Annotated in this window: 21 protein-coding genes; 10 read left to right on the forward strand and 11 right to left on the reverse strand. The window is 60.3% G+C overall.

Annotation, left to right across the window (positions count from 1 at the left end; genetic code table 11):
* The first annotated feature begins 29 nt into the window (after positions 1 to 29).
* The 3 genes from AC4IHP_RS06010 to adeC are packed head-to-tail and all read left to right on the forward strand — an operon-like array spanning position 30 to position 5,758.
* Positions 30 to 1,178 carry an efflux RND transporter periplasmic adaptor subunit gene (locus AC4IHP_RS06010; protein WP_490831236.1) on the forward strand — a complete coding sequence of 383 codons (1,149 nt, stop codon included), beginning with the start codon at positions 30 to 32 and terminating at the stop codon, positions 1,176 to 1,178.
* A gap of 3 nt (positions 1,179 to 1,181) precedes the next feature.
* The gene (locus AC4IHP_RS06015; RefSeq protein ID WP_490831157.1) at positions 1,182 to 4,337 is read left to right on the forward strand and encodes an efflux RND transporter permease subunit; all 3,156 of its coding nucleotides are present in this window, start codon (positions 1,182 to 1,184) and stop codon (positions 4,335 to 4,337) included.
* Positions 4,334 to 5,758 (forward strand): AdeC/AdeK/OprM family multidrug efflux complex outer membrane factor, encoded by a 1,425-nt coding sequence (gene adeC / locus AC4IHP_RS06020; protein WP_490831158.1) that lies wholly within the window; start codon positions 4,334 to 4,336, stop codon positions 5,756 to 5,758. Before AC4IHP_RS06015 ends, adeC begins: the two co-directional genes overlap by 4 nt.
* 124 nt (positions 5,759 to 5,882) lie before the next feature.
* Here the strand turns inward: adeC and AC4IHP_RS06025 are convergent, their stop codons facing one another.
* The 3 genes from AC4IHP_RS06025 to AC4IHP_RS06035 all read right to left on the reverse strand — a co-directional run bounded on the left by AC4IHP_RS06025 (position 5,883) and on the right by AC4IHP_RS06035 (position 8,784).
* The gene (locus AC4IHP_RS06025) at positions 5,883 to 6,278 is read right to left on the reverse strand and encodes a PA0061/PA0062 family lipoprotein (RefSeq protein WP_490831159.1); all 396 of its coding nucleotides are present in this window, start codon (positions 6,276 to 6,278) and stop codon (positions 5,883 to 5,885) included.
* Positions 6,279 to 6,671: 393 nt separating this feature from the next.
* Positions 6,672 to 7,598 (reverse strand): 2-hydroxyacid dehydrogenase, encoded by a 927-nt coding sequence (locus AC4IHP_RS06030; protein WP_490831160.1) that lies wholly within the window; start codon positions 7,596 to 7,598, stop codon positions 6,672 to 6,674.
* 106 nt (positions 7,599 to 7,704) lie between these two features.
* Complete coding sequence (locus AC4IHP_RS06035) at positions 7,705 to 8,784, reverse strand: tartrate dehydrogenase (protein ID WP_490831161.1); 1,080 nt, start codon at positions 8,782 to 8,784, stop codon at positions 7,705 to 7,707.
* A 108-nt stretch (positions 8,785 to 8,892) separates the two neighbouring features.
* On the opposite strand from AC4IHP_RS06035, the gene AC4IHP_RS06040 reads away from it, so the two are divergent.
* From AC4IHP_RS06040 to AC4IHP_RS06050, 3 genes are all read left to right on the forward strand, one after another.
* Positions 8,893 to 9,804 carry a LysR family transcriptional regulator gene (locus AC4IHP_RS06040; RefSeq protein ID WP_490831162.1) on the forward strand — a complete coding sequence of 304 codons (912 nt, stop codon included), beginning with the start codon at positions 8,893 to 8,895 and terminating at the stop codon, positions 9,802 to 9,804.
* Between the two features lie 229 nt (positions 9,805 to 10,033).
* The gene (locus tag AC4IHP_RS06045; protein WP_490831163.1) at positions 10,034 to 11,083 is read left to right on the forward strand and encodes an ABC transporter substrate-binding protein; all 1,050 of its coding nucleotides are present in this window, start codon (positions 10,034 to 10,036) and stop codon (positions 11,081 to 11,083) included.
* Between the two features lie 9 nt (positions 11,084 to 11,092).
* Positions 11,093 to 12,826 (forward strand): GMC family oxidoreductase, encoded by a 1,734-nt coding sequence (locus AC4IHP_RS06050; RefSeq protein WP_490831164.1) that lies wholly within the window; start codon positions 11,093 to 11,095, stop codon positions 12,824 to 12,826.
* 29 nt (positions 12,827 to 12,855) lie between these two features.
* Here the strand turns inward: AC4IHP_RS06050 and AC4IHP_RS06055 are convergent, their stop codons facing one another.
* The gene (locus tag AC4IHP_RS06055; protein WP_490831165.1) at positions 12,856 to 14,283 is read right to left on the reverse strand and encodes an aldehyde dehydrogenase family protein; all 1,428 of its coding nucleotides are present in this window, start codon (positions 14,281 to 14,283) and stop codon (positions 12,856 to 12,858) included.
* 137 nt (positions 14,284 to 14,420) lie between these two features.
* Here AC4IHP_RS06055 and AC4IHP_RS06060 point away from each other — a divergent pair, with 137 nt between their 5' ends.
* The 4 genes from AC4IHP_RS06060 (at position 14,421) to AC4IHP_RS06075 (ending at position 18,285) form a co-directional block, all read left to right on the forward strand.
* The gene (locus AC4IHP_RS06060) at positions 14,421 to 15,368 is read left to right on the forward strand and encodes a LysR family transcriptional regulator (RefSeq protein WP_490831166.1); all 948 of its coding nucleotides are present in this window, start codon (positions 14,421 to 14,423) and stop codon (positions 15,366 to 15,368) included.
* 142 nt (positions 15,369 to 15,510) lie between these two features.
* Positions 15,511 to 16,215, forward strand: a complete 705-nt coding sequence (locus AC4IHP_RS06065) for an HAD-IA family hydrolase (protein WP_490831167.1) — start codon at positions 15,511 to 15,513, stop codon at positions 16,213 to 16,215.
* Positions 16,216 to 16,275: 60 nt separating this feature from the next.
* Complete coding sequence (locus AC4IHP_RS06070) at positions 16,276 to 17,559, forward strand: NAD(P)/FAD-dependent oxidoreductase (RefSeq protein ID WP_490831168.1); 1,284 nt, start codon at positions 16,276 to 16,278, stop codon at positions 17,557 to 17,559.
* Between the two features lie 15 nt (positions 17,560 to 17,574).
* Positions 17,575 to 18,285 (forward strand): cupin domain-containing protein, encoded by a 711-nt coding sequence (locus AC4IHP_RS06075; protein WP_490831169.1) that lies wholly within the window; start codon positions 17,575 to 17,577, stop codon positions 18,283 to 18,285.
* 88 nt (positions 18,286 to 18,373) lie between these two features.
* Here the strand turns inward: AC4IHP_RS06075 and AC4IHP_RS06080 are convergent, their stop codons facing one another.
* From AC4IHP_RS06080 to AC4IHP_RS06110, 7 genes are all read right to left on the reverse strand, one after another.
* The gene (locus tag AC4IHP_RS06080; RefSeq protein WP_081567735.1) at positions 18,374 to 18,865 is read right to left on the reverse strand and encodes an Lrp/AsnC family transcriptional regulator; all 492 of its coding nucleotides are present in this window, start codon (positions 18,863 to 18,865) and stop codon (positions 18,374 to 18,376) included.
* A 38-nt stretch (positions 18,866 to 18,903) separates the two neighbouring features.
* On the reverse strand, positions 18,904 to 19,590 hold the full coding sequence (locus AC4IHP_RS06085) for an HAD family hydrolase (protein WP_490831170.1): 687 nt from the start codon (positions 19,588 to 19,590) through the stop codon (positions 18,904 to 18,906).
* A 97-nt stretch (positions 19,591 to 19,687) separates the two neighbouring features.
* A complete protein-coding gene (gabT, locus tag AC4IHP_RS06090) occupies positions 19,688 to 20,977 on the reverse strand; it encodes a 4-aminobutyrate--2-oxoglutarate transaminase (RefSeq protein WP_490831171.1) in 1,290 nt (429 codons plus the stop codon).
* A gap of 263 nt (positions 20,978 to 21,240) precedes the next feature.
* Positions 21,241 to 22,329 (reverse strand): ABC transporter ATP-binding protein, encoded by a 1,089-nt coding sequence (locus AC4IHP_RS06095; protein ID WP_490831172.1) that lies wholly within the window; start codon positions 22,327 to 22,329, stop codon positions 21,241 to 21,243.
* 159 nt (positions 22,330 to 22,488) lie between these two features.
* On the reverse strand, positions 22,489 to 23,949 hold the full coding sequence (locus AC4IHP_RS06100) for an NAD-dependent succinate-semialdehyde dehydrogenase (RefSeq protein ID WP_490831173.1): 1,461 nt from the start codon (positions 23,947 to 23,949) through the stop codon (positions 22,489 to 22,491).
* Between the two features lie 268 nt (positions 23,950 to 24,217).
* A complete protein-coding gene (locus AC4IHP_RS06105; RefSeq protein ID WP_490831174.1) occupies positions 24,218 to 25,012 on the reverse strand; it encodes an ABC transporter permease in 795 nt (264 codons plus the stop codon).
* Entirely contained in the window at positions 25,013 to 25,939 is a 927-nt protein-coding gene (locus AC4IHP_RS06110; RefSeq protein WP_490831175.1) for an ABC transporter permease, read from the reverse strand. It abuts the gene before it with no gap.
* Positions 25,940 to 25,973: the final 34 nt, after the last annotated feature.

Genomic DNA, 25,973 nt, shown 5'->3' on the forward strand with positions numbered 1-25,973 from the left:
ATTTTTTCAGCGCTGTGTTCGAGGACATTATGCCATTCAAGCCTATCTTTCCTGCTTTGGTAACCGCCATTGCTTTTGCCACGATGCTCAGTGGATGCAACAAGAAGCAAACTGCCGCTACCCCGGCGCAAGCACCTCAAGTCAGCGTGGTGACTCTGAAACCCCAGGCTGTGACTCTGTTTAACGACCTGCCTGGGCGTACCAGTGCCTATCGCCTCGCCGAGGTTCGGCCGCAGGTGGATGGCATCGTCTTGAAACGCTTGTTCAAGGAAGGTGCAGATATCAAGGCTGGTCAGCAGCTTTATCAGATCGATCCGTCGACTTACGAGGTGGCGCTCGCCAGCGCGCAGGCCAGTCTGGAGCAATCTCGATCGCTCAGCACTCGGTATCGGCAACTGATTGACGAGCAAGCGGTGAGCAGGCAGGAGTACGACACCGCCCGATCTCAGCAGATGCAGGCGGAGGCCCAAGTCAAGGGCGCCCAGATCAACCTGAGATACACCAAAATGTTTGCTCCCATCAGTGGACGGATCGGACGTTCCGCTGTGACCGAAGGTGCGCTCGTCTCCAATGGCCAGGCGGCTCCGCTTGCGATCATCCAACAGCTCGATCCCATCTATGTCGATGTCACTCAGCCGTATGGCGAGGTGCTTAAGCTACGTCGGGCTCTGGAAAGCGGGCAGTTGCAGAAATCCGCTGACAAGGCTGCGAAAGTCAGCCTGACACTTCAGGATGGTAGCCAATATCCCCTGCCGGGCTCTCTGGAATTTTCGGAAGTTTCGGTGGACGAAGCCACCGGCTCGGTCACCCTGCGCGCGGTCTTCCCCAACCCGGATCACTTGCTGCTTCCCGGGATTTTTGTACATGCACGGTTGCAGAAGGGAGTTGCCGAACAGGCCATTCTTGCACCGCAGATTGGCGTGACTCGGGATCTCAAAGGAACGCCGACCGCCATGGTCGTTACCTCAGATAACAAAGTCGAGCAACGTGAGCTCAAGGTGGGCCGCACCGTCGGTGCGAATGTACTGGTGGAAAGCGGTTTGAGCGCCGGGGACAAAATCATCGTCGAAGGGCTTCAGTTCATCAAGCCGGGCGTCACCGTAGTCGCTCAGGAAGCGATGACAGATGAGGCGAACAGAGCTCCTGTAGCGGTAAACACCAGCGCTAAGGCGGAGTAGACGATGTCGAAGTATTTTATTGATAGACCGATCTTCGCGTGGGTGCTTGCACTGATCATCATGCTCGTGGGGGCATTGTCGATCCTCAAGTTGCCGATCAATCAATACCCTGACATTGCACCACCCGCGGTCGCGATTCAGGTCTCTTACCCCGGTGCTTCCGCACAGACAGTGCAAGATACGGTCGTGCAAGTAATCGAGCAGCAGATGAACGGCATCGACAATCTGCGCTACATCTCTTCGGAGAGTAATGCTGATGGCAGCATGCGAATCATCGTGACCTTCAACCAGGGCACCAACCCGGATATTGCCCAGGTTCAAGTGCAGAACAAGCTGAATCTGGCCACGCCGCTGTTGCCGCGTGAAGTGCAGCAGCAAGGGCTTCGTGTCACAAAATTCCAACAAAACTTCATGATGTTCATTGGCCTGGTTTCAACCGATGGAAAACATACCAAGGAGGATCTATCCAACTACATCGTCTCAAATATCCAGGACCCGATTTCGAGGACTTCAGGCGTTGGTGACTTTCAGATCTGGGGTACGCAATACGCCATGCGAGTCTGGCTGGACCCGGCCAAACTGAACCAGTTCCAGTTGACGCCAGTCGACGTAACCGAGGCGATCGAGGCCCAGAACGTGCAGGTGGCTTCGGGCACGATTGGTGGACTTCCGGCGCGCAAGGGTACGGTGTTTACCGCAACTATCATCGGCAAGACGCGGCTGCAGACCTCCGAGCAATTCGGTGACATTTTGCTTAAGGTCAATAGCGACGGCTCCCAGGTGCGTCTGAGTGATGTGGCTGATATCAGTTTGGGCGGCGAAAACTACAGCATCAACGCCCAAGCCAATGGCAAGCCTGCCTCGGGTATCGCCATTCGCTTGGCCACCGGCGCCAATGCCCTTGATACCGCCAAGGCCATTCGCGCCACGGTGGACCGACTGAAACCATTCTTCCCGGCCGGGATTGAAGCTGTGTACCCGTATGACACGACGCCGGTCGTCACCGAATCCATCAGCGGGGTGATGCATACGCTGGGCGAGGCGGTGGTGCTGGTCTTTCTGGTCATGCTGCTGTTTTTGCAAAATCTGCGCGCCACCATCATTACGACTTTGACAGTGCCCGTTGTGTTGTTGGGTACGTTCGGTGTCCTCGCAGCGGCCGGCTTCTCCATCAATACCTTGACCATGTTCGGGATGATCCTGGCGATCGGATTACTCGTCGACGATGCGATTGTGGTGGTTGAAAACGTCGAGCGGGTGATGGCGGAGGAACACCTTTCACCCAGGGAAGCCACGCGCAAATCGATGGGACAGATTCAGGGTGCGCTGGTGGGGATTGCCTTGGTGCTCTCGGCGGTGCTGTTGCCCATGGCTTTTTTTGGTGGCTCCACTGGCGTGATCTATCGGCAGTTCTCGATCACTATCGTATCGGCGATGGCGCTTTCGGTATTTGTTGCCCTGGTATTCACGCCGGCGCTTTGCGCCACACTGCTCAAACCAATCGATCCGACGAAACATGGCCAGCCCAAGCGCGGTTTTTTTGGATGGTTCAACAGAAAGTTCGATGCCTGCATCAACGGGTATGAGCAGGGCGTAGGACAGATCATTCGGCATAAGATGCCGGGCTTTATGGTTTACCTGGTAATCGTCGCCGGCACGATCTGGATGTTCGCCCGGATACCGACCTCGTTCCTGCCTGATGAGGATCAGGGTTTGATCTTTACGCAGGTGCAGACACCGGCCAACAGCTCGGCTGAGACCACGCAAAAAGTGCTTGATCGCATGACTCAATACCTACTGGACAAAGAGCACGGAGAGGGTAAGGCCGTTGCTACAGTCTTCACTGTTAACGGCTTCAACTTTGCCGGACGCGGGCAGAACTCAGGGATCGCATTCGTCAATTTGAAGCCATGGGATGAACGAGACAGTGACAATACTGTGTTCAAGATTGCCCAGCGTGCCCAGCAAGAGTTCCTGAAGTACCGTGACGCCCTGGTATATGCAGTGGTTCCGCCATCGGTTCTGGAGTTGGGTAACGCCACCGGCTTCGATTTCTACTTGCAGGACCAAGACAGCGTAGGTCATCAAAAACTCATGGAAGCGCGCAGCAAGTTTCTTGAGTTGGCAGCCCAGAGCCCGGTCCTTGCCGGCGTTCGCCCCAACGGATTGGCCGACGAGCCACAGTACCATCTGACCATCGACGACGAGCGCGCGCGAGCGATGGGCATTTCTCTGACCGATATTAACACCACGCTGTCAGTGGCATACGGCAGCAGTTATGTGAACGACTTCGTTGATCGCGGCCGAGTCAAACGGGTTTACGTACAGGGCCAACCTGACTCGCGCAGCACCGCAGAGGATCTGAGCAAATGGTTCGTGCGTAACAATCAAGGTCAAATGGTCCCGTTCTCGGCATTTGCGAGTGCCGAGTGGGTCTTCGGCTCACCAAAACTGTCACGCTATAACGGCGTCCCTGCCGAGCAAATTCTCGGGACTCCCGCGCCGGGTTACAGCTCTGGCCAGGCGATGGCGGAAGTCGAGCGAATTGCAGCACAGCTGCCGCCCGGCGTAGGCATTTCGTTTAACGGGTTGTCCTATGAGGAGCGTCTTTCAGGTTCACAAGCGCCTGCTTTGTATGCATTGTCGATTCTCGTAGTGTTTCTTTGTCTGGCGGCACTCTATGAAAGCTGGTCGATACCGATTGCGGTCATCCTGGTCGTGCCTCTTGGGGTAATTGGCGCGCTGATGGCCACGGCATTGCGGGGACTTTCCAACGATGTGTTTTTCCAGGTGGGTCTGTTGGTGACAGTGGGGTTGGCGGCAAAGAATGCGATCCTGATCGTCGAGTTTGCCAAGGAGTTGAATGAAAAAGGTAAACCGTTGCTTGAAGCGACGATTGAGGCATGCCGTATGCGTCTGCGTCCGATCGTGATGACGTCCCTGGCCTTTATCCTCGGCGTACTGCCACTGACGATTTCCAGCGGAGCCGGCTCTGGCAGTCAACACGCCATCGGCACGGGGGTGATCGGCGGCATGATAACGGCCACCGTACTGGCGATTTTTTGGGTTCCGCTGTTTTTCGTTTCCGTTTCGACCTTGTTTAAAGGCAGCCGCAAGAAGCAGGACGAAACAGCTATGCGTGAGGAGGCAGGCCAATGACTCGCTCTCTAATCGGTCTCGCGATCAGCGCCGCTGTTCTGAGTGGTTGCTCGCTGATCCCTGAGTATCAGCGACCGCAGGCACCGGTTGCTGCGCAATATCCGCAGGGTCCTGCTTATCAGGCGACCTTCGCTGCCGACCAGGCCGCTGTGGAGCAGGGGTGGCGTGAGTTTTTCCACGATCCGGCACTGCAGCGATTGATCCAGACTGCCTTGATCAATAATCGCGACCTGAAGGTCGCGGCACTGAACATTGGTGCTTATCGAGCGCAATACCGGATCCAGAGAGCTGACTTGTTTCCGGCGATTGACGCCAACGCCAGCGGAGTACGGCAGCGACTGCCAAGCGCTCAGGCGCAGCCCGGTCAGGCCAGTATTTCCAGCCAATATGACGTCAATCTGGGAATGAGTTCATACGAACTGGATCTGTTTGGTCGCATCGCCAGTCTCAGTCAGCAGGCATTGGAAAATTATCTCTCCACCGCTCAGGCCCGACGCTCGACCCAGATCAGCATCGTTGCGAGCGTGGCCAATGCCTACCTCACCTGGCAAGCTGACCGTGAGTTGCTCAAGCTCACCGAGAATACGTTGGGCGCTTATGAGGAAAGCTTGCGTCTGACCACACGGAGCAATCAGGTGGGTGTGGCTTCGGCGCTTGATCTCGCACAGGCGAGTACATCGGTGCAAGGTGCGCGGGCGAGCCTGGCAACCTACCAGCGCCGAGTGGCAGAAGATGAGAATGCGTTGGTGCTTCTTCTCGGCACAGGACTGCCCGCTGATTTGCCCGAGCCCCAGCCCTTGAATGGCGATCTGCTCGCCAGCGTACCGGCCGGTCTGCCAAGTGATCTGCTCGCCCGTCGGCCCGACATCCTTGCCGCCGAGCATTCGCTCTTGGCCGCTAACGCTAACATCGGCGCGGCGCGGGCGGCGTTCTTCCCCAGCATCAGCCTTACGGCAAATGCTGGCACCTCGAGCGCAAATCTGGATGGGCTTTTCAAGAGCGGCTCAGGCAGTTGGACGTTTATCCCTAATATCAGTCTGCCGATTTTCAACGCAGGCGCGTTAAGCGCCAGCCTGGATTACGCGAAGATTCAGAAGGATATTGGCGTGGCCAACTACGAGAAAGCCATCCAGACGGCTTTCCAGGAAGTCTCCGACGGATTGACCGCACGCAAGACCTACGTCGATCAGTTGCAGGCACAGAATGACCTCGTCAACGCCAGTCAGGATTACTATCGGCTTGCCGAGCGTCGTTATCGAATCGGTGTGGACAGCAACCTGACCTTTTTGGACGCGCAGCGCTCGCTGTTCAGCAACCAACAAAGGCTGATCAACGATCGCCTTGCGCAGTTGCAGGCTGAAGTGAACCTGTACCGTGCACTGGGTGGCGGATGGAACGCGCGAGGCGCGCAAAAACTCTAAGAATGACGACTAAACAAAAACGCCCGGCGGTAGGCCGGGCGTTCTTGTTTTAGTGTTGACTGACACTACCATGATATTTACGTACTGATGGGTGGCGCCGCACGGTTATTTGCCGGGCGAATGATTACAAGCAGGGCACTTTGTCAGTTTGAGCCAAAGTGTTGCCTTTACTGTCGATCAATTCAATCTTTACTTCCCTGCCTGCACTGCTTTCCAGCAGCGTGTAATGTTCATTCGGTAAAAAATTATCATAGGAGAGGGTAGCGATACAGCGGTGTTGGCTTTCCTGATAGCTCTTGGTAACAATGCCGAGCTCCATCGTATGCGGGCCGGGCGATACTTTGAAATAAGTCAGGTTCTCTGCGCGTTGCGTATCCAGGCGCCGGGCCAGCATTTCATCACCGATCTGCTCTTGGAGATTGACAATGGATTCGCCATCCTTGAGCTTCGGAATTTCAGTCGCACAGCCAGCCAGGCCGGCGATTAAGATGATAGAGGCCGTAAGTTTTGCAATGTTCATAAGTGTCCTGAGTTCTCTGGGGGCGAGAATAGCTATAAGCTTGTTCTGAGCCGTTGAATAGATAAGTATTTAAGTAGGCTGTTTGAGTCTAATAGTGCATGGGCTTGGGAGCGTGCACTCATTAGTGTTATCTGCAGATAACGCAAGATTATCGAGGACGGCAAGGACTAAGATGCCTGTTCGATATCCAGAATGATTTTGTTGTCGGTATGAGGATATTCTACAGGCTATTTTTTAATTGATTAGCCGGTGAGCTATTGATGCAGTGCTGAGCTTTATTCACCAATGATGCGTCATCCACGACGCCGAAGGCCTGAAGCGCTCAGGTACCGCGCATTATCCAGGCGGCATTCATAACTGGATCACCCACTCCCTAAGCGCCTGTAAACAGCCTCAGTAGCCGTGATCGCGCTTGATCAGGCCTTGTAGCGGCTCGCCGACCTGATGACGTCTGATATTGGCCAACAGTCCCTCAAACGCGCTGTGCGGTGCCGTCATAGCGCCAATGTGCGGCGTCAGCCAAACTTGCGGGTGCCGCCAGAATTTGTGATTCGGCGATGGCGGTTCCTCGTTGAGCACATCGAGAATGGCGTGGCTCAGTTGTCCACTATCCAGCGCTTGAAGTAGATCATCTTCCTTGAGATGACCGCCCCGGCCCAGGTTTATAAGACTCGCACCTTTTGGCAGTGCGGCCAGTGCCTTGGCGTTTAGTATGCCGCGCGTCTTGTCGGTCAGGGGCAACAGGCAGATTAGAATGTCGCACTGTTTGAGAAATGTCTGGAGCTGGTCGTCTCCGGCGTGGCATTGCACGCCGTCGATGCATTTTTGCGAGCGTGCCCAGCCATGCAGCTGGAAGTTGAACGCACGCAGGCTTTGCAGCACCGCGACCCCCAGGTTGCCCAGGCCCATGACGCCGACGCGACGGTGCGCTGCCGGGGTCAGCGCATGGTCCCGCCAGCGGCCGGCCTGTTGCTGATGCAGGTAAAGCGGGATCTGGCGATGCAGGCTCAACACCGCGAAGCAGGCGTACTCGATGATGCCTTGAGCGATGCCGGGGTCGAGCATGCGCACGACCTGGATGTGGTCCGGCAACTCGCCGAGGTCAAATTGATCCACGCCCGCCGAGGTGGCGAAGATCACTTCCAGGTTCGGGAAGCGTTCATGCAGCTGCCGTGGCGGTTGCCAGGCGGCGAAGTAGCGCACTTGCGATGGGTCGCCGATGTCCGGCCAGAAACGTACTTCGATGTCCGGCGCGTGTTTTTCGAACAGCGATTTCCAGGCGCAGCCACGGGCATCGTCGACTTTGAACAACAGGGTCATGGGGCTCTCGCAAGCGCTGTAAAGGTGTTCACACAATGTCAAAGTCAGGCGCAACAATCTTCCGTTTTACGGCCCGCGAACGGAAGATTGCGCGTTATTGGCCGCGTCAGACAGCAGCGGCAATGGCCTTGCCCAAGGCTTCGGTGTTGCCTTTGCCGCCGATATCGGCAGTCAATGGCGCGTGTTCCGGCCCCATGGACAATACTGTTTCGATCGCGGTCAACACCGCCGCGCCTGCCTGCGGGTGGCCGAGGTGTTCGAGCATCATCGCGCCGCACCAGATTTGTCCGATCGGGTTGGCGATGCCCTTGCCGGCGATGTCTGGCGCCGAACCGTGCACGGGCTCGAACAGGCTCGGGAAATTGCGCTCCGGGTTGATGTTGGCAGACGGCGCAATACCGATGGTGCCGGTGCAGGCGGGGCCGAGATCGGAAAGGATGTCGCCGAACAGGTTGCTGGCGACCACCACGTCGAACCAGTCCGGGTGCAGGACGAAGTTCGCGGTGAGAATGTCGATGTGGTACTTGTCGACCTTCACATCAGGAAACTGCTTGCCCATCTCGGCGACGCGCTCATCCCAGTACGGCATGGTGATGGCGATGCCGTTGGATTTGGTGGCCGAGGTGAGGTGTTTCTTCGGCCGGCTCTGGGCCAGGTCGTAGGCGAACTTGAGGATGCGGTCGACGCCGACGCGGGTCATGACGGTCTCCTGCAACACGATCTCCCGGTCGGTGCCGGGAAACATCTTGCCGCCCACGCTGGAGTATTCACCTTCGGTGTTTTCCCGTACGACCCAGAAATCGATGTCACCGGGCTTGCGATTGGCCAGCGGCGCCTTGACGCCCGGCATCAGGCGGCACGGGCGCAGGTTCACGTACTGGTCGAATTCACGGCGGAACTGCAACAACGAATCCCACAGGGAGATGTGGTCAGGCACGACGTCTGGCCAACCTACTGCGCCGAAGTAGATCGCGTCGTAGCCCTTGAGAATCTCGAACCAGTCGTCGGGCATCATTTTGCCGTGGGCCACGTAGTAATCGGCGCTGGCAAAATCGAACCAGTCCCACTGCAGCTCCAGGTTGTGTTTGGCGGCCACGGCGTCGAGGACGCGCACGCCTTCGGGCATGACCTCCTTGCCGATGCCGTCGCCGGGGATCACTGCAATTTTGTACTTGGTTTTGCTCATGGATTCGACTCCTGGGATTGATGTGGACTGATTGCCAGTGTATGCAGTAGCCCTGTATTAATAATTAGCCTTGAGTGAAAGCCATTCTTAGTTTTAAGGAAACAATCCGTGGCGATGATCGATGACTTGAGCTTCTTCCAGCAGGTGGCGACGCGCGGCAGTCTGACCGAAGTGGCGCGCCACCTCGGCCTGTCGTTGCCGGCGGTGAGCAAACGCTTGAGCCAGCTTGAAGCACGGCTGGGGGTGCAGTTGCTGCAGCGCACCACCCGCCGGTTGTCGCTGACGCCGGAAGGGACCTTGTACCTGGAAGGCGGGCGACCGATCCTGCGGCAACTGGAGGAGCTGGAGAGTGCGCTCAACAGTCGGCAACCGACCTTGCAGGGGCGTTTGCGGATCAACGGCACCCTGGGTTTCGGCCGGCAGCACCTGGCGCCGGTGGTCTCCAGTTTCGCCCGGTTGCACCCGGAGCTGGAGCTTTCTCTGGAGCTGTCCAGCCAGCCTTCCAGCCTGCTGGACGATCAGTTCGACCTCAGCGTGTGCATGGGGGAGCCGCCCGATTCGCGTCTGATCGCGATGCGCCTGCTGGAAAACCCGCGCATTCTCTGTGCCTCTCCACAATACCTTGAAGCTATGCCTGAGCTGACAGGGGTGGGGGATCTGGTCCGGCATAACTGCATTGTGCTGCGTCAGTTCGGCAGTGATTACGCGATCTGGCGTTTCAGCAAGGATGGCCAGGATTACTCGCACAAGGTCAGCGGTACATTGTCGAGCAACGATGGAGAAGTGGCGTTACGCCTGGCCCTGGACGGGCATGGGCTGATCCTGCGTTCGCGCTGGAATGTTCAGGAACACCTGGAAAACGGGCGCTTGCGCGCGGTACTGAGCGATTACCAGGCCCCCAGGGCCGATATCTTCGTGGTCTATCAGCACCGCCGGCATATTCCGCAACGCATCTCGGTATTCGCCCGGTATCTCTCCCAGGAACTGGCCAGGCGCTTGCCGTTTGCCGCGCTCAAGTGAGCCTGTGGCACGGGAAAGCCACTGGCGGGTGCTCGGTGAAATAAGCATGATCTGAAGTTATGGTGGTCCTGACTATTCGTGCATTGCCCCCGGGTGTCATGCTCTTGTAACGTCGAAATGTCCCGCTCGGTCGAACAATAAAATCAAACCTGAGCAAAGCACATGGGTGCAGGGTGTTCAGTCGAGGTTTTAACGCTGCCGAATTAATCTACGTCCAGGATGATTTGCCATGAAAACCTTGTCTGTTGCTCAAGTGTTCGGTTCCGTCATTTCCCTGTTGAGTCTTTCGGTGGCGTGCGCGATGCCCGCCATGGCCGAGGAAATCACCTTCGTCTCCCAAGGCGGTGCTTACCAGGAGGCCCAGACCAAGGCCATTCTGGATCCGGCGGCCAAGCGGCTGAACATCACCATCAAACAGGACAGCGCCCCCGATGCCTGGCCGATGGTCAAGGCCCAGGGCGAGGCGAAGAAACCGGTCTGGGACGTGATCGATACACCACCGTCCAACTGCCTGCGCGGCGGCAAGGAAGGGCTCATCGAACCGCTGGACCTGAGCAAGCTGCCAAACGTGCAGAACATGCCGGCGGCCTATCGCACACCGTACTCGGTGGCCTACGAGTTCTATTCGTCGGTCATTGGCTACAACAAGAAGAACCTGAAAAAAGTGCCGCAGACCTGGGCTGAATTCTGGGACGTGAAGAACTTCCCCGGCGTGCGTGCCTTGCGTAACGACCCGATGAGCACCCTGGAAGCGGCGCTGCTGTCCGATGGCGTGCCTCGCGACAAGCTGTACCCGCTGGATGTCGACCGTGCCTACAAGCGTCTGGAACAGATCAAGCCGAACATCGCCGTATGGTGGACCTCGGGTGGTCAGTCGGCGCAATTGCTCGCCGATGGTGAAGTCGACATGTTGATGATCTGGAACGGCCGCGCCAGCGCCGTGCAAAAGAGCAACCCCGACGTGGCCTTCACCTACAACGACGGTCTGTTGCAAAACACCCAGCTGTGCATCCTGAAAAATGCGCCTAACTATGCGGCGGCCGTGAAGTTCCTCAACGAAGCGGTATCGCCTGAGCTGCAGGCCAACCTGCCGCTCTACATCGACTACGGTCCGGGTAACCCGGCGGCGTTCGCGACGGGCAAAATCACCGCCGAGCGGGCCAAGGAACTGCCAAGCTCGCCGGACAACGCGGCCAGGCAAGCCCTGATGTCGGAAGAGTGGTGGGCTTCCGCCGAAGGGATTGCCGCCAAGGATCGCTGGCTCAAGTTCGTTCAGTAAGGTGTCGGCATGATCGATTACTTGATTCTGGGCGGTGGGTCGGCCGGCTGCGTGCTGGCCGCCCGGCTCTCCGAGGACCCCGGCAAACAGGTGTGCCTGATCGAGGCAGGGCGCGATATTTCCCAGCAGACGATGCCCCCCGAGATACGCAGTCGGTATCCGGGGCGCGCCTATCTGGATGTCAGCAATATCTGGCAGCGCCTGACCGCGTTGATGGGCCAGCGTGCCAGCGCCGCGCGGCGCTACGAGCAGGCGCGGATCCTCGGTGGCGGCTCGGCGATCAATGCCCTGATGACCAACCGTGGCGCGCCGGCCGACTATGACGAATGGCAGGCGCTGGGCGCCGAGGGCTGGAGTTGGCAAGCCTGCCTGCCGTACTTTCGCAAACTGGAAAACGACACCGACTTCTGCCGCCCGCAGGACCAGGCGCTGCATGGCAGCGACGGCCCGGTGAGGATCCGGCGTACGCCATCGGAGCGCCTTTCACCTTTCGTCAAGGGTGTGATGAAGGTCCTGGGCGGGCGCGGTCTCGAGCACAAGGCCGACCAGAATGGCGCCTGGGAGGAGGGCGTGTTTGTCGGCGCCATTGGCGTCAGCGAGCAGGGCGAGCGAATCCCCACCTCGGTGTGTTATCTGACCGATGAGGTGCGCCAACGCAAGAACCTGAGCCTGCGCACCCGCTGCGTGGTGGATCGGGTGTTGACCGAGGCGGGCCGTGCGACGGGCGCCAGGATTATCGACCGTCAGGGCGTCGTCGAGACCTTGCTGGCGCGTGAGGTCATTGTCTGTGCCGGTGCGATCCACAGCCCTGCGGTGCTGCTGCGCAGTGGCATCGGCCCGGCGGATGAGCTGGCGTCGCTGGGCATCGCTTCGGTTGCGGACCGTCCCGGGGTGGGCGCCAACCTGATGGAGCATCCGTCGATTGCGGTGTCTGCGCTGCTCAACCGCGAAGGTCGCACGGCGTTTCCCGAGGAGCACCATGAACAGGCCATCGTGCGTTTTTCCTCCGGGCTGGCCGACACGGTGCCCTGTGATATGCACGGTGCAATCCTTTCTCGATCAGGCTGGCATTCGATCGGTTATCGATTGGGCACGATGTTTTTCTGGGTCAACAAATCCTACTCCCGTGGCCATCTGCGCTTGGCGTCCAGCGATCCCTATGACGAACCGCAGGTACGCTTTGACATGCTCAGCGATGGCCGCGACCTCGAGCGCCTAAAGCAGGCGTTGCGCTTTGGAGCCCAGACGTTATCGGCGCCAGCCTTGAACCGAGAGTGTGCCGTTGTGTTTCCATCGAGCTACTCGCCACGTGTGGCCAGGGTTGCGATGCCGGGCTGGATCAATGCCCTGCAACGCGGCGCCCTGAGCCTGTTGCTGGACATCGCCGGGCCCTTGCGGGGCTTGCTGATTCATGGCCTGGTGACGCACGGCGTCACCCTGAACAAACTCCTCGCCGATGACCAGGCCCTGACCGAGTTCGTGCAGCGCAATGTCGGCGGCACCTGGCACCCGTCAGGCACCTGCCGCATGGGGCGCGCCGACGATCCGCTGGCTGTCACCACCGGTGATGGCCGCGTGATCGGCGTCGCCGGGCTGCGTGTGTGTGATGCTTCGCTGATGCCTTCGATTCCCTGCGCCAACACCAACGTCCCGACCCTGATGATCGCCGAGCGCATGGCCGATCTGATCAAGGCCGAGGCGAAGGTGCAGGGCGGCGAGGCCGAGGTGGCAGCGCCGCTGTAGAAAGCGGCTTGCCTGTCCGTTTGGGGGCATCAAGCCCCCCAGCCGACAATTCCCTTGACCTCCAGAAATGCCTCCAGCCCCCATTCCGCGTATTCGCGACCATTGCCCGATTGCTTGTAGCCACCAAACGGCGCGCCGGAATCCCAAGCCGGATAGTTGATGTAGACGCTGCCGGCACGCATTTGCAGGGCGACATGGCGAGCACGCGCCCGGTCCGCCGATTGAACGTAGGCGGCCAGGCCAAACACGCTGTCGTTGGCCATCTCGACCGCTTGCGCTTCATCTTCGTAGGCCTGGATGACCAGCACCGGACCGAATATTTCCTCGCGGGCGATGGTCATGTCCTGGGTGACATTGGCGAAGATCGTCGGCTGCACGTAATAACCCCGGGGCAGGTGATCAGGGCGACCCGGTCCGCCGCACACCAGCTGTGCGCCTTCGTCGATGCCAATGGCAATCATCCGCTGGATGCTGTCGTACTGACGCTCGCTGATCACCGGGCCCATGGTCGTGGCGGCCGCATCGGGCGCGCCGACGATGTGTTTTTGCGCGGCGCGGCGGGCAATGTCCACGGCCTGATCATGCCGGGCAGCCGGCACCAGCATGCGCGTCGGCGCGTTGCAGGACTGCCCGCTGTTGCCAAAGCAACTGTCGACACCGCTAGTCACAGCAGCTTGCAGATCGACGTCGTCGAGCAGAATGTTGGCCGATTTACCGCCCAGCTCCTGGTGTACGCGCTTGACCGTCGGTGCGGCCAGGCGCGCGATTTCCGTCCCGGCGCGGGTCGAGCCGGTGAACGAAACCATGTCCACGTGCGGATGGGCCGAGAGGGCGGCGCCGACGCTCGGGCCATCGCCATTGATCAGGTTGAAAACCCCCGCCGGTACGCCGGCCTCGTGCATGACCTCGGCAAACAGCAAGGCATTGATCGGTGCGATTTCACTCGGCTTGAGCACCATGGTGCAACCGGCGGCCAGGGCCGGCGCGACCTTGCAGACGATCTGGTTGATCGGCCAGTTCCAGGGGGTGATCAGCGCCACCACGCCCACGGGTTCATGGGCAATCAGCGTGGTGCCACGGGACTTCTGGAACTCGAAGGTGTCGAGGGTGCGCAGCAGTTGCTCCAGGTGACGCCTGCCGATTCCGGCTTGCCAGTCGTGGGACAAGGCTTTCGGGGCGCCGACTTCCCGAACGATGGCGTCGGCGATGTCATCGTAGCGCGCCATGAACACCTCAAGAACCCGCTGTAGCAGTCGTTTACGCTGTGCCGGCGAAGTCCGGGCGAACGCTGGAAAGGCGCGTCGGGCGGCCATGACGGCAGACTCGACATCGGTCAGGTCGCCCATGGCAATTTCGCAGAATGCCTGCTCGGTGGCGGGGTTGATCACCGGCAGCCGATCGAAGCTGTGAGGCTCCACCCAGCGGCCGTCGATGTAAAACTTCAGGTTGTTGTTCATAGCAGGGAGGGTCTCGTGAGGGGAGGAGTGCCGCGCCGAATAGCCGTGGATCGCCTTGCGCAGGCGCTCACCAGAATAGGCGGGGTATTTTGTTCGGGACAATTTACTAATAGTTGTGCCAGGCATAAAATCAGGTTATGTCCAATCTTCGCCGCAAGGTCCCCAGCTCCAGCTCCCTGTTCGTCTTCGAAGCGGCTGCCCGATGTGGCAGCTTCACCCGGGCGGCGGATGAACTGTGCGTCAGCCAGCCGGCCGTGAGCCGCATGTTGTCGCGGCTCGAAGAGCACCTGGGCGTGCAGCTTTTCGAGCGTGTTCGCGGCGGCGCGAGGCTGACCGAGAGCGGCAGCATTTTGTATCGCCGCGTGCAGGAAGGCTTCAGTACCATCGAGTCGGCAATCAGTGAAATCGAAGTCCGGGCGACGGGGATCGAGACCGTGACGCTGTCGGTGTCCACCGCGTTCACCACCCATTGGCTGATGCCGCGCATGAGTCGCTTCAGCCAGCGATTCCCCACCGTCGACATGCGCTATCAATTGATGTCCGGGCGGATCGGCGGGCCCCTGGTGGACGTCGACCTGGGTATGCGCTACCTGGAGGCCGGCAGCCTGAAAGCCACGGATACACTGGTGATTCCGGAAATTACTCTGCCGGTGTGCAATGCCCAGTACCTGGCCGATGTCGTTCAGGGCAAAGGCAAAAAACAAGTGCCGACGCTGATCAGCATGGACAATCAGGATCGCGGCTGGGCCGCCGCTTTCGAGGCACCGGGGCGCGCCGACAATGCACTGGTGTTCTCCGATTATGCCGTGGTGGTCCAGGCCGCCTTGTTGGGCCAGGGCATGGCGCTGGGGTGGTTGAACGTGGTGTCGAACTCCTTGTGCAAGGGTGAGCTGGTGCCGGCGACGGACGCCTTTCGAGTCAATTCCCGGCGTTGCTGCCTGGTGGTTCCGGCCAACCGTCAGGTACGTCCGATCGTGGAAAGCGTGCGTGACTGGATCATCGAAGAGATGCGCGAGGACATGCTCAGGATTGACACGCTTTACCCGCATCTGGGGTTGCTCGCGACCCTGGAATCGACCCGTTGAGCACAGGTGCGTCACGTCGAGTAAAAAAACAGTAGGTTATGCCTCTGGGGTAGGGCATAACAGAATATTTCGCGAGAAGGCGGGCAGATAATGGGCCTGTCCAGTCAGTTTCACCCTTATGACTTTTCTTGCGGAGCGCCCTATGTCTTTCAAGCAGTTCAAAGCCCTGACGTTTGACGTTGTCGGTACCCTGATCGATTTCGAAGCCGGAATCCTGGCCCATGTCCGCGAAGTCGCGGGTGAAGCGGGCAAGGCTCGCAGCGACGACGAGATTCTCAAAGCCTATCGCGAGGCCCGCGCCTCCACCGATTCGGGCTGGTGGCCGGATGACCTGGAGCGTTGCTACCACGTCATCGCTTCCAAGCTGGGGCTGCCGGACAACGATGACTATGCCAAGGGCTTGGCGCAGGCGGTGAAAAACTTCCCGGCGTTCCCTGATTCGGTCGAAGCACTCAAGCGCCTGCGCAAGCACTTCAAACTGGTGGCCACCACCAACTCGCAGATCTGGGCCCTGAACTACATGGCCGAAACCCTCGACCGGCCGTTCGACGTACGGGTCACCGTCGACGATGTGCGTTTCGAGAAACCTGATCCGCAGTTCTTTGCCTACACCCGGGGTGTGCTGGCGACCCAGGGCATTCTGTTCGAGCACATCCTGCACGTTGCCCAGAGCCAGTATCACGACATCGGCGTGGCCATGCGCCTGGGTTATCAGACTTGCTGGATCGAGCGTCGTTTTGCCCAGAAAGGCACCGGTGGCACCCTGGAATCGGAACGCACCGAACCGCATTACCACTTCACCTCGTTGGCGCAATTGGCTGACGCGGTCGAGAAAGAGCTGGGTTGATCCCCTCGGCGCTCGGGCCCTGGCCACGAGCGCCTATCCCTATTGAGTCGAGAGGCTGGCATGACTGTTCAGAGCTTATGGGCGGCCACCGCCCAACCGGCACCTGCGCTGCAATCCCTGGAAGGCGAGCGGCAGTGCGACGTGGTGATCATCGGTGCGGGTTACACCGGCCTCTCGGCAGCCCATCACATCGCCCGCAGTGGTCGCGAGCCCCTCATCGTCGAGGCCAATACCCTGGCCTGGGGCGCCAGCGGACGTAATGGCGGCGTGGTGTCACCGAAGTTCCGGGTGGGCTTTCCCGCGCTCATGTCGCGCTTTGGTCGCGACACGGCGTTGCAGATGTACCACAGCGGTTATGCCGCGGTGGATAGCCTGGTGGAGATGGTAGAAACCCTTGGCCTGACCGGTGCCGAGCTGCACCTGGGTGGGCATATCGCCGCGGCGCACAACGTCCACGCGCTGGGTGCGCTGGAGTCGACTGCCGACTGGATCAAGCGTGAAACCGGCGGTACGTCATCACGGATGATCTCGGCCGAGCAGGTGCGGGAAATGACCGGCTCGACGATTTTCGCCGGCGGCCTGCTGACCCCCAAGGCCGGCGGTATCCACCCTTTGAATTACGCGCGCGGCATGGCTCGTCACCTGGTCGAGCATGGTGTGAAAATGTTCATCAACAGCCCGGCCGAGCAAGTGCGTCATGAAGGCGGCCGGGTGATCGTGCAGACCCCGCAAGGGCGGGTCAGTGCCCGGCAAGTGATCTACGCCACCAACGGTTATTCCGACCAGACCCGAGCCACCGATACCTTGCATCGACGGTTGATTCCGTTTCGCAGCGCGATCATCGCCACGCAACCCCTGCCGCCGGATACCCTCGCCGCGATCATGCCGGGCGGGCAGGTGTGTGGCGACACCAAGCGCATGTTGCGCTGGTTCCGCGTCATCGGTGATCGCCTGATTTTTGGTGGGCGGGGCGCGTTCGGCAAAGGCGATTCACAAAGCGCATTCGACGCGTTGCAGCGCAGCATGGGCGATGTTTTCCCGATCCTGCGGCACCAGCCCATCGCCTATCGCTGGTCGGGCCTGGTGGCCATGACCCTGGATTACCTTCCCCATGCCGGGCAGCTCGATGAGCGCAGCTACTACGCCATCGGCTACAACGGTGGCGGGGTCGCGATGTCGACCTGGATGGGCAAGCAACTGGCCGCCATGACGGCGGGCGAGAAGGTCGAGCTCGGCTTGCTCGCGGGCGAGCATTTCAACCCCATTCCTCTGCATGCCTTCCGGGCGCCGGGCGTTCGCCTGGCGGCGGGCTGGCAGCAATTTCTAGACATCATCGGCCGATGAGCGAGCGTTAAGCGTATGCCACCGATTCTGCATTACTCCCACCCCCACACTGATCGTCAATTGCCCTGCGCCGCGTTCGCCCTGCAGGGCGATCCACTGGCGGCCGGGCGGGTCATCAACTTCCACGACCCCGTCCAGGGCTATGCCGCCGGCAGCAGCGTCAGCACCGGTGCGAACCAGCTGATCGAGGCATTTCCCTGGGTTGAACTGGGTGTGGTTGAAGCCGGAGAACTGCGTTTGCAGGGGGAGGGTTTCGACCTGCAACTGACGGCGGGGGATTGCTTCGTCATGCCCCGTGGCGTCCGTGTGCGCTGGCAACATCACGGACAATTGCGCCGGCTGTTCGTGGTGTTTCCGGGGCTTTCAGCTTCTACGCAAATGCCCAGCCGTCCCCTCAAGATCGATTTGTCTCAGTCGCTTTCGCCAGCGAGCCCGCCGGCAGCCAGTGTGCTGTTGACCGCGACGCCCAGAGCCTGGAGTGAAACCCTGTTCAGCGCGGGTCACCTGCGTATCGGGCTGTGGCAATGCGAGGCGTACGCTCGCCAGCAGGTCGAGCCCGGTTACAGCGAGCTGATGTTTATCCTCGAAGGCTCGGTGACGCTGCAGGCTGAACAGGGCGACCGCCATCATGTGCGGGCCGGAGAAACGGTGATCGTACCGAAGGGCGCCACCAACGCGTGGGTCAGCGAGGAGACCGTGCGCAAGGTGTTCTGCATCTTGTCGTGAGTTCAGCAAAGGCGCTTGAGGATTCATCCGACCTGCAGCGGTGCGGTTGGCCAGCGACAGGGCCCGCCGCACCGCTGCAGGTTTTGTTTCAGACCGCCCGGACGAGACTGCGCAACGGCACGGTGCTCTTGACCACGGGGGATTTGATCACGATGTAGCTGAAGTACTTCTCGATGCCGATGTTCTTGTCGAGGATCGATTCCATCAGTTCCTGATAGTGCTGAATGCTGCTGCACAGGAAGCGCACCAGGTAGTCGTAGCCGCCACTGATCAAGTGGCACTCCAGCACTTCGTCGATGTTGCGGATGCTTGATTCGAACTTCACGAAGTCGGCACGCTTGTGGTCCGAGAGGGTCATTTCGGTGAACACGGTTACCGAATTGGCGAACTTGGCCAGATTGACGTGGGCCTCATAGCCGCTGATGTAGCCGGCGGCCTCCAGGCGTTTGACGCGTTGCAGGCAAGGGCTGGGCGACAGGCCAACGGCTTCGGCGAGGCTAACATTGGTCATGCGCCCGTCCTTTTGCAATTGGACCAGAATGTTGATGTCGATTCGGTCGAGCTTGGTTGCAGCGTCCATTGATCAGTCCTCGCAATATCAAATCAGGGCCGTCGCTCTCAGGCGTGCAATGCCCTTTGATGGGCATGGGCCAGGTCAGCGAGGCTGGCGTATTCGCAGCGCTTGCCGTCCATCGCCTGAGGCGAATGGTTCCACGGCTGGTCATGGCCGCGACGGATTGTGCAGACCGGAAAGTCCACCCGCTGATTCCACGGGTCATCGCTTTCCGTGCTGCGCACCGGTAACAGTTGCGAACGCTCCAGCCCCAGGCGATTCAACTCGCTGTCCAGACTGTTGTGCCAATCCGCATCGCTCGGTTCGACAATCGCATCGAATTCGGCCGGCAGGCGACGGACCAGGGCAAGTACATCGATACCCTGGGGTGGGGCGATCAGTATCAAACGGTAGAACTTGCCCAGGTACTGAAGGGCACCAGGGGCGTCTTCGAAAATAGGCCACAGGGCAGAGGAGCTACTGAATGCCACACTTTCATCCCAGCCCGGAATGATTTGCAATTGTTGCGCCACACGTTGGTAGAGCTGGCCATGAAAAGCCGCTGCGCTGATCTGCGGCGCTTGGCTTGCCAGCGCCTGCGCCACTTGTCTGTATGCGCTGAGCAGCTGCGCGTCGCTGGCGCTTGTTTCACTCTGCACCGCCAACGGTCGCAGGCCCTCGAGAATGCCCCGTTCGCGGTCAACCAGCGTGCCGAAGGACAGACCCAACGCGTTGTAATGGGTGACTCTCATGAGTTGCTCCTGAGTAGGCCATGCCGGCTCCATGATGATTCGACCCACGGCCCAACACTGCCGAGGCAGGCCGGGCCGGGTGTTACCGTCGGCGCGTTCAGCAGGCGACGGCCAATGCTTTTTCAAGCATCTGCAAGGCTTCTGTCACTTGCTCCGGCGTGGTCACCAGCGGCGCAAGGAACCGCACCACGTTGCGATGCACACCGCATTTGATCACCAGCAAACCGGCCTGACGGGCTTCATCGATAACCTTTTGTGCCAGTGCCGCATCCGGAATGTGAGCGGCATCGTCGGCGACCATTTCAATCGCCTGCATGAAGCCCAGGCCGCGCACGTCTCCGATCCTCGGATAACGTTTCTGCAGGGCTAGCAACCCGTCGCGCAGTTGAGTCGCCAGTGTCTCGCCCTGAGCCAGCAGATCCTGCTCTTCGAACAGGTCCAATACGGCCAGCGCTGCGGCACAAGCGACTGCGTTGCCGCCGTACGTGCCGCCCAGGCCACCCGGGGTCGGCGCGTCCATGATCTCGGCGCGACCGACCACGCCGGACAGCGGCATGCCACCGGCCAGGCTCTTGGCGACGGTCACCAGGTCGGGCTGAATGTCGGCATGCTGGAAACCGAACATTGTGCCGGTTCGGCCAAAGCCCGCCTGGATCTCATCGAGGATCAGCACGATGCCGTGCTGGGTGCAGCGGGCACGCAGGGCTTGCAGGAATTCCCTGGGCGCTGCCAGGAAGCCGCCATCACCCTGGACCGGTTCGATGATGATTGCGGCGACACGATCCGGTGCAACGTCGGTGGCGAACAGCTCATCAAGCTCGGCCAGGGCATCATCGCTGCTGACACCGCGATAGGCGTTGGGGTAGGTGGCGTGATAGATCTCGGCGGGGAAGGGGCCGAAGTTCTGCTTGTAGGGTTGGCTCATGCCCGTCAGGGTCACGCCCAGCAGCGTGCGTCCGTGAAAACCGCCGCGGAAGGAAATCACCGCAGTACGGTTGGTGTGGCTACGGGCGATCTTCACCGCGTTTTCGACGGCTTCGGCGCCGGAGGTGAACAACACGCTTTTGTAGTGGGCGTCGCCGCCGACCAGCTTGTTCAGGCGAGCGGCCACTTGAATGTAGTTCTCGTAGGCCACCACCTGGAAGCTGGCGTGGGAGATCTCGCCCACCTGGCGTCGCACGGCCTCGACCACTTTCGGATGGTTATGGCCGACGTTGAGCACGCCAATGCCGCCGACAAAATCCAGGTAGCGCTTGCCGTCGACGTCCCACAGTTCGGCCCCCTGCGCGCGCGCCGCGACCACCGGGTGGGCGGTGGCGATGCCACGCGGCACATGCTGTTCGCGCAGGGCCAGCAGACGTTGGTTTTCAGTCAGTGCAGAATTCATCTCGATCTCCGTGAACGCCAAAGGTGGCGGGTGGGTGTCATCAGGATAAGGATTGCCCGGAACCACAAGCGCTGAACTTGGGGTGCCAGGCGCTTTGATCGACTGTTTTGCAGGGGTGTGACGAAATATTTCGCTGCGCAGGGCTCTGGGTATCGTTTGCACCGGAAACGACAGCGGCCCGTGGCAGAGCGGTTGGTCGGCGTGACCCTGGATTGCTGATGCCGACAAACCGTGCTGCTACGGACCGAAATGTTCCGGGTGAATCAGACTCCGGCGCGGGGGACGACGATGGTGTCTTCCGGGTGCAGGCGCATCATCATCGGCGCGCCAATAGGCGGCAGGTTGAGGTTGCCTTCGTGATGGCTGGGCTGGCGCAGGCTGACCGTTGGCCCGCCTTCGAGGTCGACGAACACCTTCAGGCTTTCACCCTGGAACACGATATCGGCCACGCGGCCACGCAGACGATTCCACTCCGGTCCCGAGCTGCCGTTGTCCAGCAGCAGTTTTTCCGATTGCAGGGCCAGGAACACGTCGCCGGACGCCGGCACCGGGCGGGTGGTACGCAGGGTCGTGGCGCCCAAGGTCAAGCCGTTGTCCGAACCGCGTTGCAGCGGCACCAGGGTGCTTTCGCCGATGAAGCTGGCGACGAAATCGTCAGCCGGGTGATCGTGCAGACGACGCGGTGTATCGACCTGCACCAACTGACCGCCGCGCATGATCGCGATACGGTCGCTCATGGTCAGGGCTTCGCGCTGGTCGTGGGTCACGTAGATCATGGTGGCGCCCAGGCGCTTGTGCAGGGCACGCAATTCGATCTGCATGATTTCACGCAGTTGCTTGTCCAGGGCCGACAGCGGTTCGTCCATCAGGATCAGCTTGGGTTCGAAGACAATGGCGCGGGCCAGGGCCACGCGCTGACGCTGACCGCCGGACAGCGCGGCGATGTTGCGGTCTTCATACCCCGACAGCTCCACGGTCGCCAGGGCGTTCTTGACCCGGTCGCGGCTTTTGCTCGCGCTTTCGCCACGGGCACGCAGTGGAAAGGCCACGTTCTCGCCGACGGTCATGTGCGGGAACAGTGCGTAGTTCTGAAACACCACGCCGATTTCACGCTTGTGCGGCGGCATCAGAGTGACGTCGCGTTCACCGAATAAAATGCTGCCGGAGCTGACCCGGATGAAACCACCCAGAATGCTCAGCAAGGTGGTCTTGCCCGAGCCGGACGGTCCCAGCAATGACATGAATTCCCCGGCTTCGACCTTAAGGTCCACGTTGTTCAAAGCCTTGAGGTTGCCGTAATGCTTGCACACCTTGTTAACGCTGACCGATTCAAAACCTTCAGTGAAATTCATGAAGCGTCGTCCTCTGTGGAACCAGGGATTGCCCGATAAGCCTGTCGGTTATCTGAACACAGGCGCGGGCCTGATTCGTGCCGTTTTGGGGCGCCGGACCAACAGGATCTGCTGTCCGGCGCGAGTGGGGGATCACAGGCGGCTTTGGGCCGACCTCGATCAGCCCAGGCCGCCGATGTGCCAGGCTTTCACCTCGAGAAATTCGTCCAGGCCATACTTGGAACCTTCGCGACCGGTGCCCGATTGCTTCATGCCGCCGAAGGGCGCCACTTCCATGGAAATGATCCCGGTGTTGAGCCCGACCATGCCGAACTCCAGGCGCTCACCGACGCGCCAGGCGCGGCGCATGTCCTGGGTGAAGTAATACGCGCCAAGGCCATAGGGCGTGGCATTGGCCAGGGTCAGCGCCTCGGCCTCATCCTTGAAGCGGAACAGCGGGGCGACCGGGCCGAAGGTTTCTTCGGTGGCCAGTAGCATGTCGGCGTTGGCATCGCGCAGCACGGTCGGTTGCACGTACAGCCCAGCGCCTCGAGGTGCGCCACCGATGGCGATGCTCGCGCCTTTCTCCAGCGCGTCGTTGATGTGCCGCGCCACTTTGTCCACGGCAGCGGCGTTGATCAGGGGCCCGATGGTGACGCCGCTTTGCAGGCCGTCGCCGACTTTCAATTCGGCCACGGCGGCGCTCAGGCGTTCGGCGAAACGGTCGTAAATACCGTCCTGCACCAGGATGCGGTTGGCACAGACGCAGGTCTGACCGGCGTTACGGAACTTGCTTTGCATGACGCCGGCGATGGCCAGGTCAAGGTCGGCGTCGTCGAAGACAATGAACGGCGCATTGCCACCCAGTTCAAGGCTCAGGCGCTTGATGGTGCTGGCGCACTGGCTCATCAGCAACTGACCGATCCGGGTGGAACCGGTAAACGACAGCTTGCGCACATCGGGGTTGGCGGTCATCTCGCCGCCGACCCCGGCAGGGAGGCCGGTCAGGACGTTGAACACGCCCGCCGGGATGCCCGCGCGCTCAGCCAGTACCGCCAGTGCCAGGGCCGACAGAGGGGTCATTTCCGAGGGCTTTACCAATACCGTGCAACCGGCCGCCAAAGCGGGGGCGCATTTGCGGGTGATCATCGCGTTCGGGAAGTTCCAGGGGGTTATGGCCGCGACGACACCGATGGGTTGCTTGAGCACCAGAATGCGCCGGTCGGCGGCAGGCGAAGGGATCGTGTCGCCATAGATGCGTCGGGCTTCCTCGGCGAACCATTTGACGAAACTGGCGCCGTAGGCGATTTCGCCGCGGGACTCGGCCAGCGGTTTGCCTTGTTCAGTGGTCATGATCAGCGCCAGGTCTTCCTGGTTTTCCATGATCAGGCTGAACCACACCTCGAGATAGCGCGCGCGTTCGGCGGCAGGCACTTCGCGCCAAGTGACGAATCGCGCTTGCGCCGCTTCGATCGCACGGCGGGTTTCAGTGGCCTGCAACGCCGGGACACGGGCAATCAGGCTGCCATCGGCGGGGTTGGTCACGTCGATTTTCCCGCCGTCATCGGCGTCGATCCAGGCGCCGTTGACGTAGGCGCGTTCGACAAGCAGGGAAGGGTCACGTAGTTGGTTTTTCAACATGATCAGGGCCTTGAGGGTGCGAACGATGGGTCCATTGTAAAAGGCCCCGTCCAGTGGGCGATGCCGAGATGGGCCTGTGTACGGGTGATAGATGCTGAAATCAGGCGCGTGACGGCAGGCTGTGCTGGCACTGGTGATGGCCGGATGGAGTGTGATCGACAGGGGCGGGGCGATACCCGGAAATGGCTTTGCCCGCTTGGGCGGTGCAGCTCGGACTTGATGTTGTCCGGCGTACCGCCCAAGCGGGCAAAGGTGTTTTGAGGAAGGTTTACTGCTTGTTGCGTCCGGCGATCAACACCAGGATCAAGGAGGCCAGGATCAGGATCGAGCTGATCGCGGCAATGGTCGGATCGATCTCGTCACGCAGGGCCGTGAACATGCGTTTGGTCAGAGTCTGATTGTCGCCACCGGAGATGAACAGGGCCACTACGGTTTCATCCAGCGAAGTGATGAAGGCGAACAGCGTGGCAGACACCACGCTTGGTTTGATCTGCGGCAGGGTTACGGCCATGAAGGCCCGGAAGCGGTTCATGCCCAGGCTGCGCGCCACCATTTCCTGCGACATGTCGAAGTTACGCAAACCGGCCAGCAGCGCGATGATCACGTAGGGCAGCGCGAGCATGATGTGCGCCAGCACCAGCCCGGTCAGCGTGCTGATCAGGCCGACCCGGGCATACACGAAGAACACGCCGGCGGCGATCAGGATGATCGGCACCATCATCGGCAGCAGCAGAATGATCTGCAGCGTTCGCACTACCTTCAAGCTCGAGTTGTTGATGGCGTAGGCCGCTGCCATGCCGATCGGCAGGCTGATCGCCATGGTAAAGAAGGCCGTGATCAGGCTGACCCGTGCCGCCGACATCCACTCCGCGCTGTTGAAGAACGCCTCGTACCAATGGAAGGACCACTGCTTGGGCGGGAACTGTAGGAAGCGGGCTTCGGAAAACGACATGGGTACCACGATCAATACCGGGATGATCAGGTACAGCAGGATCGCCGCGACCACCACGGTGAACAGCACGTGGGACAGGCGCAGGTGACGCAGGTTGGCAAGCAGGTTCATTTAGCGTGCTCCCAGAATGCGTTCGATGGGTATGAAGCGGTTGATGCCCCAGAAAATCAGGAACACCACGAACAGCAGCACCAGGCCGACCGCACTTGCGGCGCCCCAGGCGTGATAAAGCTCGACGTTGCGTTGCACCAGCATCGACACCAGGATCGTGCGGCCGCCACCGAGCAGTTCAGGGGTGATGAAGAAGCCCAGGCAGATCACGAAGACCAGGATCGAACCGGCCATGATCCCCGGTGCTGCCATCGGCAGGAACACACGGCGGAAGGTGTAGAAGGGTTTCGCGCCCAGGCTCTCCGAGGCTTGCATGAGGTCCTGGGGGATTTTCTTCATGACCGAATACAGCGGCAGGACCATGAAGGGCAACATCACATGCAAGGTGCCGATCACCGTGCCGGTGGTGTTGTGCATCAGGGTCAGGGGCTGGTCGATGATGCCCAGGTCCATCAGCGTCTGGTTGACCAGCCCGCGGCGTTGTAGCAGCACCAGCCAAGCATAGGCCCGCACCAGCACACTGGTCCAGAACGGCAAGATCACGCAGATCAGGATCAGGTTGGCCCAGAAACCCTGCAGGCGCGAGGCGGCGTAGGCGATGGGGAAGCCCATCAGAATCGACAGGACGGTCACCATGAAGCTGATCTTGAAGGTCAGGACAAAGGTGTCCCAGTAGATGGTTTCCTGGAATATCCGGATGTAGTTTGCCAGGGAAAATCCGTCTTCGGTCTGGACCGACTGAAAGGCCAGCCAGCAAAGCGGCAGAATCAACAGCACTACCACCATCACCAGGGCGGGGGTTAGCAGCAACAGCATCGAGGTGTGTTCCTTGCGTTCCTCTCGGGCCAGGGCCTCTTCGCTGGTCAACGGCGGTTGGGGCTTGTCGCTGGAGTCGGGCATCGATTTAGCGAGATAGGCGTTTGACATAAAGACCTCTCGTCAATGCAGAGCGCTGGAGGGA

The organism is Pseudomonas sp. UF-293, from assembly GCF_058245595.1.

Bases quoted from the DNA above. Each gene is read 5' to 3' on its own strand.
- AC4IHP_RS06055 (WP_490831165.1), bottom strand. From the start codon at position 14,283: ATGAACAACAACCTGAAGTTTTACATCGACGGCCGCTGGGTGGAGCCT.
- adeC (WP_490831158.1), top strand. From the start codon at position 4,334: ATGACTCGCTCTCTAATCGGTCTCGCGATCAGCGCCGCTGTTCTGAGT.
- AC4IHP_RS06070 (WP_490831168.1), top strand. From the start codon at position 16,276: ATGACTGTTCAGAGCTTATGGGCGGCCACCGCCCAACCGGCACCTGCG.
- AC4IHP_RS06015 (WP_490831157.1), top strand. From the start codon at position 1,182: ATGTCGAAGTATTTTATTGATAGACCGATCTTCGCGTGGGTGCTTGCA.
- AC4IHP_RS06045 (WP_490831163.1), top strand. From the start codon at position 10,034: ATGAAAACCTTGTCTGTTGCTCAAGTGTTCGGTTCCGTCATTTCCCTG.
- AC4IHP_RS06065 (WP_490831167.1), top strand. From the start codon at position 15,511: ATGTCTTTCAAGCAGTTCAAAGCCCTGACGTTTGACGTTGTCGGTACC.
- AC4IHP_RS06035 (WP_490831161.1), bottom strand. From the start codon at position 8,784: ATGAGCAAAACCAAGTACAAAATTGCAGTGATCCCCGGCGACGGCATC.
- AC4IHP_RS06095 (WP_490831172.1), bottom strand. From the start codon at position 22,329: ATGAATTTCACTGAAGGTTTTGAATCGGTCAGCGTTAACAAGGTGTGC.
- AC4IHP_RS06080 (WP_081567735.1), bottom strand. From the start codon at position 18,865: ATGGACGCTGCAACCAAGCTCGACCGAATCGACATCAACATTCTGGTC.
- AC4IHP_RS06105 (WP_490831174.1), bottom strand. From the start codon at position 25,012: ATGAACCTGCTTGCCAACCTGCGTCACCTGCGCCTGTCCCACGTGCTG.
- AC4IHP_RS06085 (WP_490831170.1), bottom strand. From the start codon at position 19,590: ATGAGAGTCACCCATTACAACGCGTTGGGTCTGTCCTTCGGCACGCTG.
- AC4IHP_RS06110 (WP_490831175.1), bottom strand. From the start codon at position 25,939: ATGTCAAACGCCTATCTCGCTAAATCGATGCCCGACTCCAGCGACAAG.
- AC4IHP_RS06010 (WP_490831236.1), top strand. From the start codon at position 30: ATGCCATTCAAGCCTATCTTTCCTGCTTTGGTAACCGCCATTGCTTTT.
- AC4IHP_RS06100 (WP_490831173.1), bottom strand. From the start codon at position 23,949: ATGTTGAAAAACCAACTACGTGACCCTTCCCTGCTTGTCGAACGCGCC.
- gabT (WP_490831171.1), bottom strand. From the start codon at position 20,977: ATGAATTCTGCACTGACTGAAAACCAACGTCTGCTGGCCCTGCGCGAA.
- AC4IHP_RS06060 (WP_490831166.1), top strand. From the start codon at position 14,421: ATGTCCAATCTTCGCCGCAAGGTCCCCAGCTCCAGCTCCCTGTTCGTC.
- AC4IHP_RS06075 (WP_490831169.1), top strand. From the start codon at position 17,575: ATGCCACCGATTCTGCATTACTCCCACCCCCACACTGATCGTCAATTG.
- AC4IHP_RS06050 (WP_490831164.1), top strand. From the start codon at position 11,093: ATGATCGATTACTTGATTCTGGGCGGTGGGTCGGCCGGCTGCGTGCTG.
- AC4IHP_RS06025 (WP_490831159.1), bottom strand. From the start codon at position 6,278: ATGAACATTGCAAAACTTACGGCCTCTATCATCTTAATCGCCGGCCTG.
- AC4IHP_RS06030 (WP_490831160.1), bottom strand. From the start codon at position 7,598: ATGACCCTGTTGTTCAAAGTCGACGATGCCCGTGGCTGCGCCTGGAAA.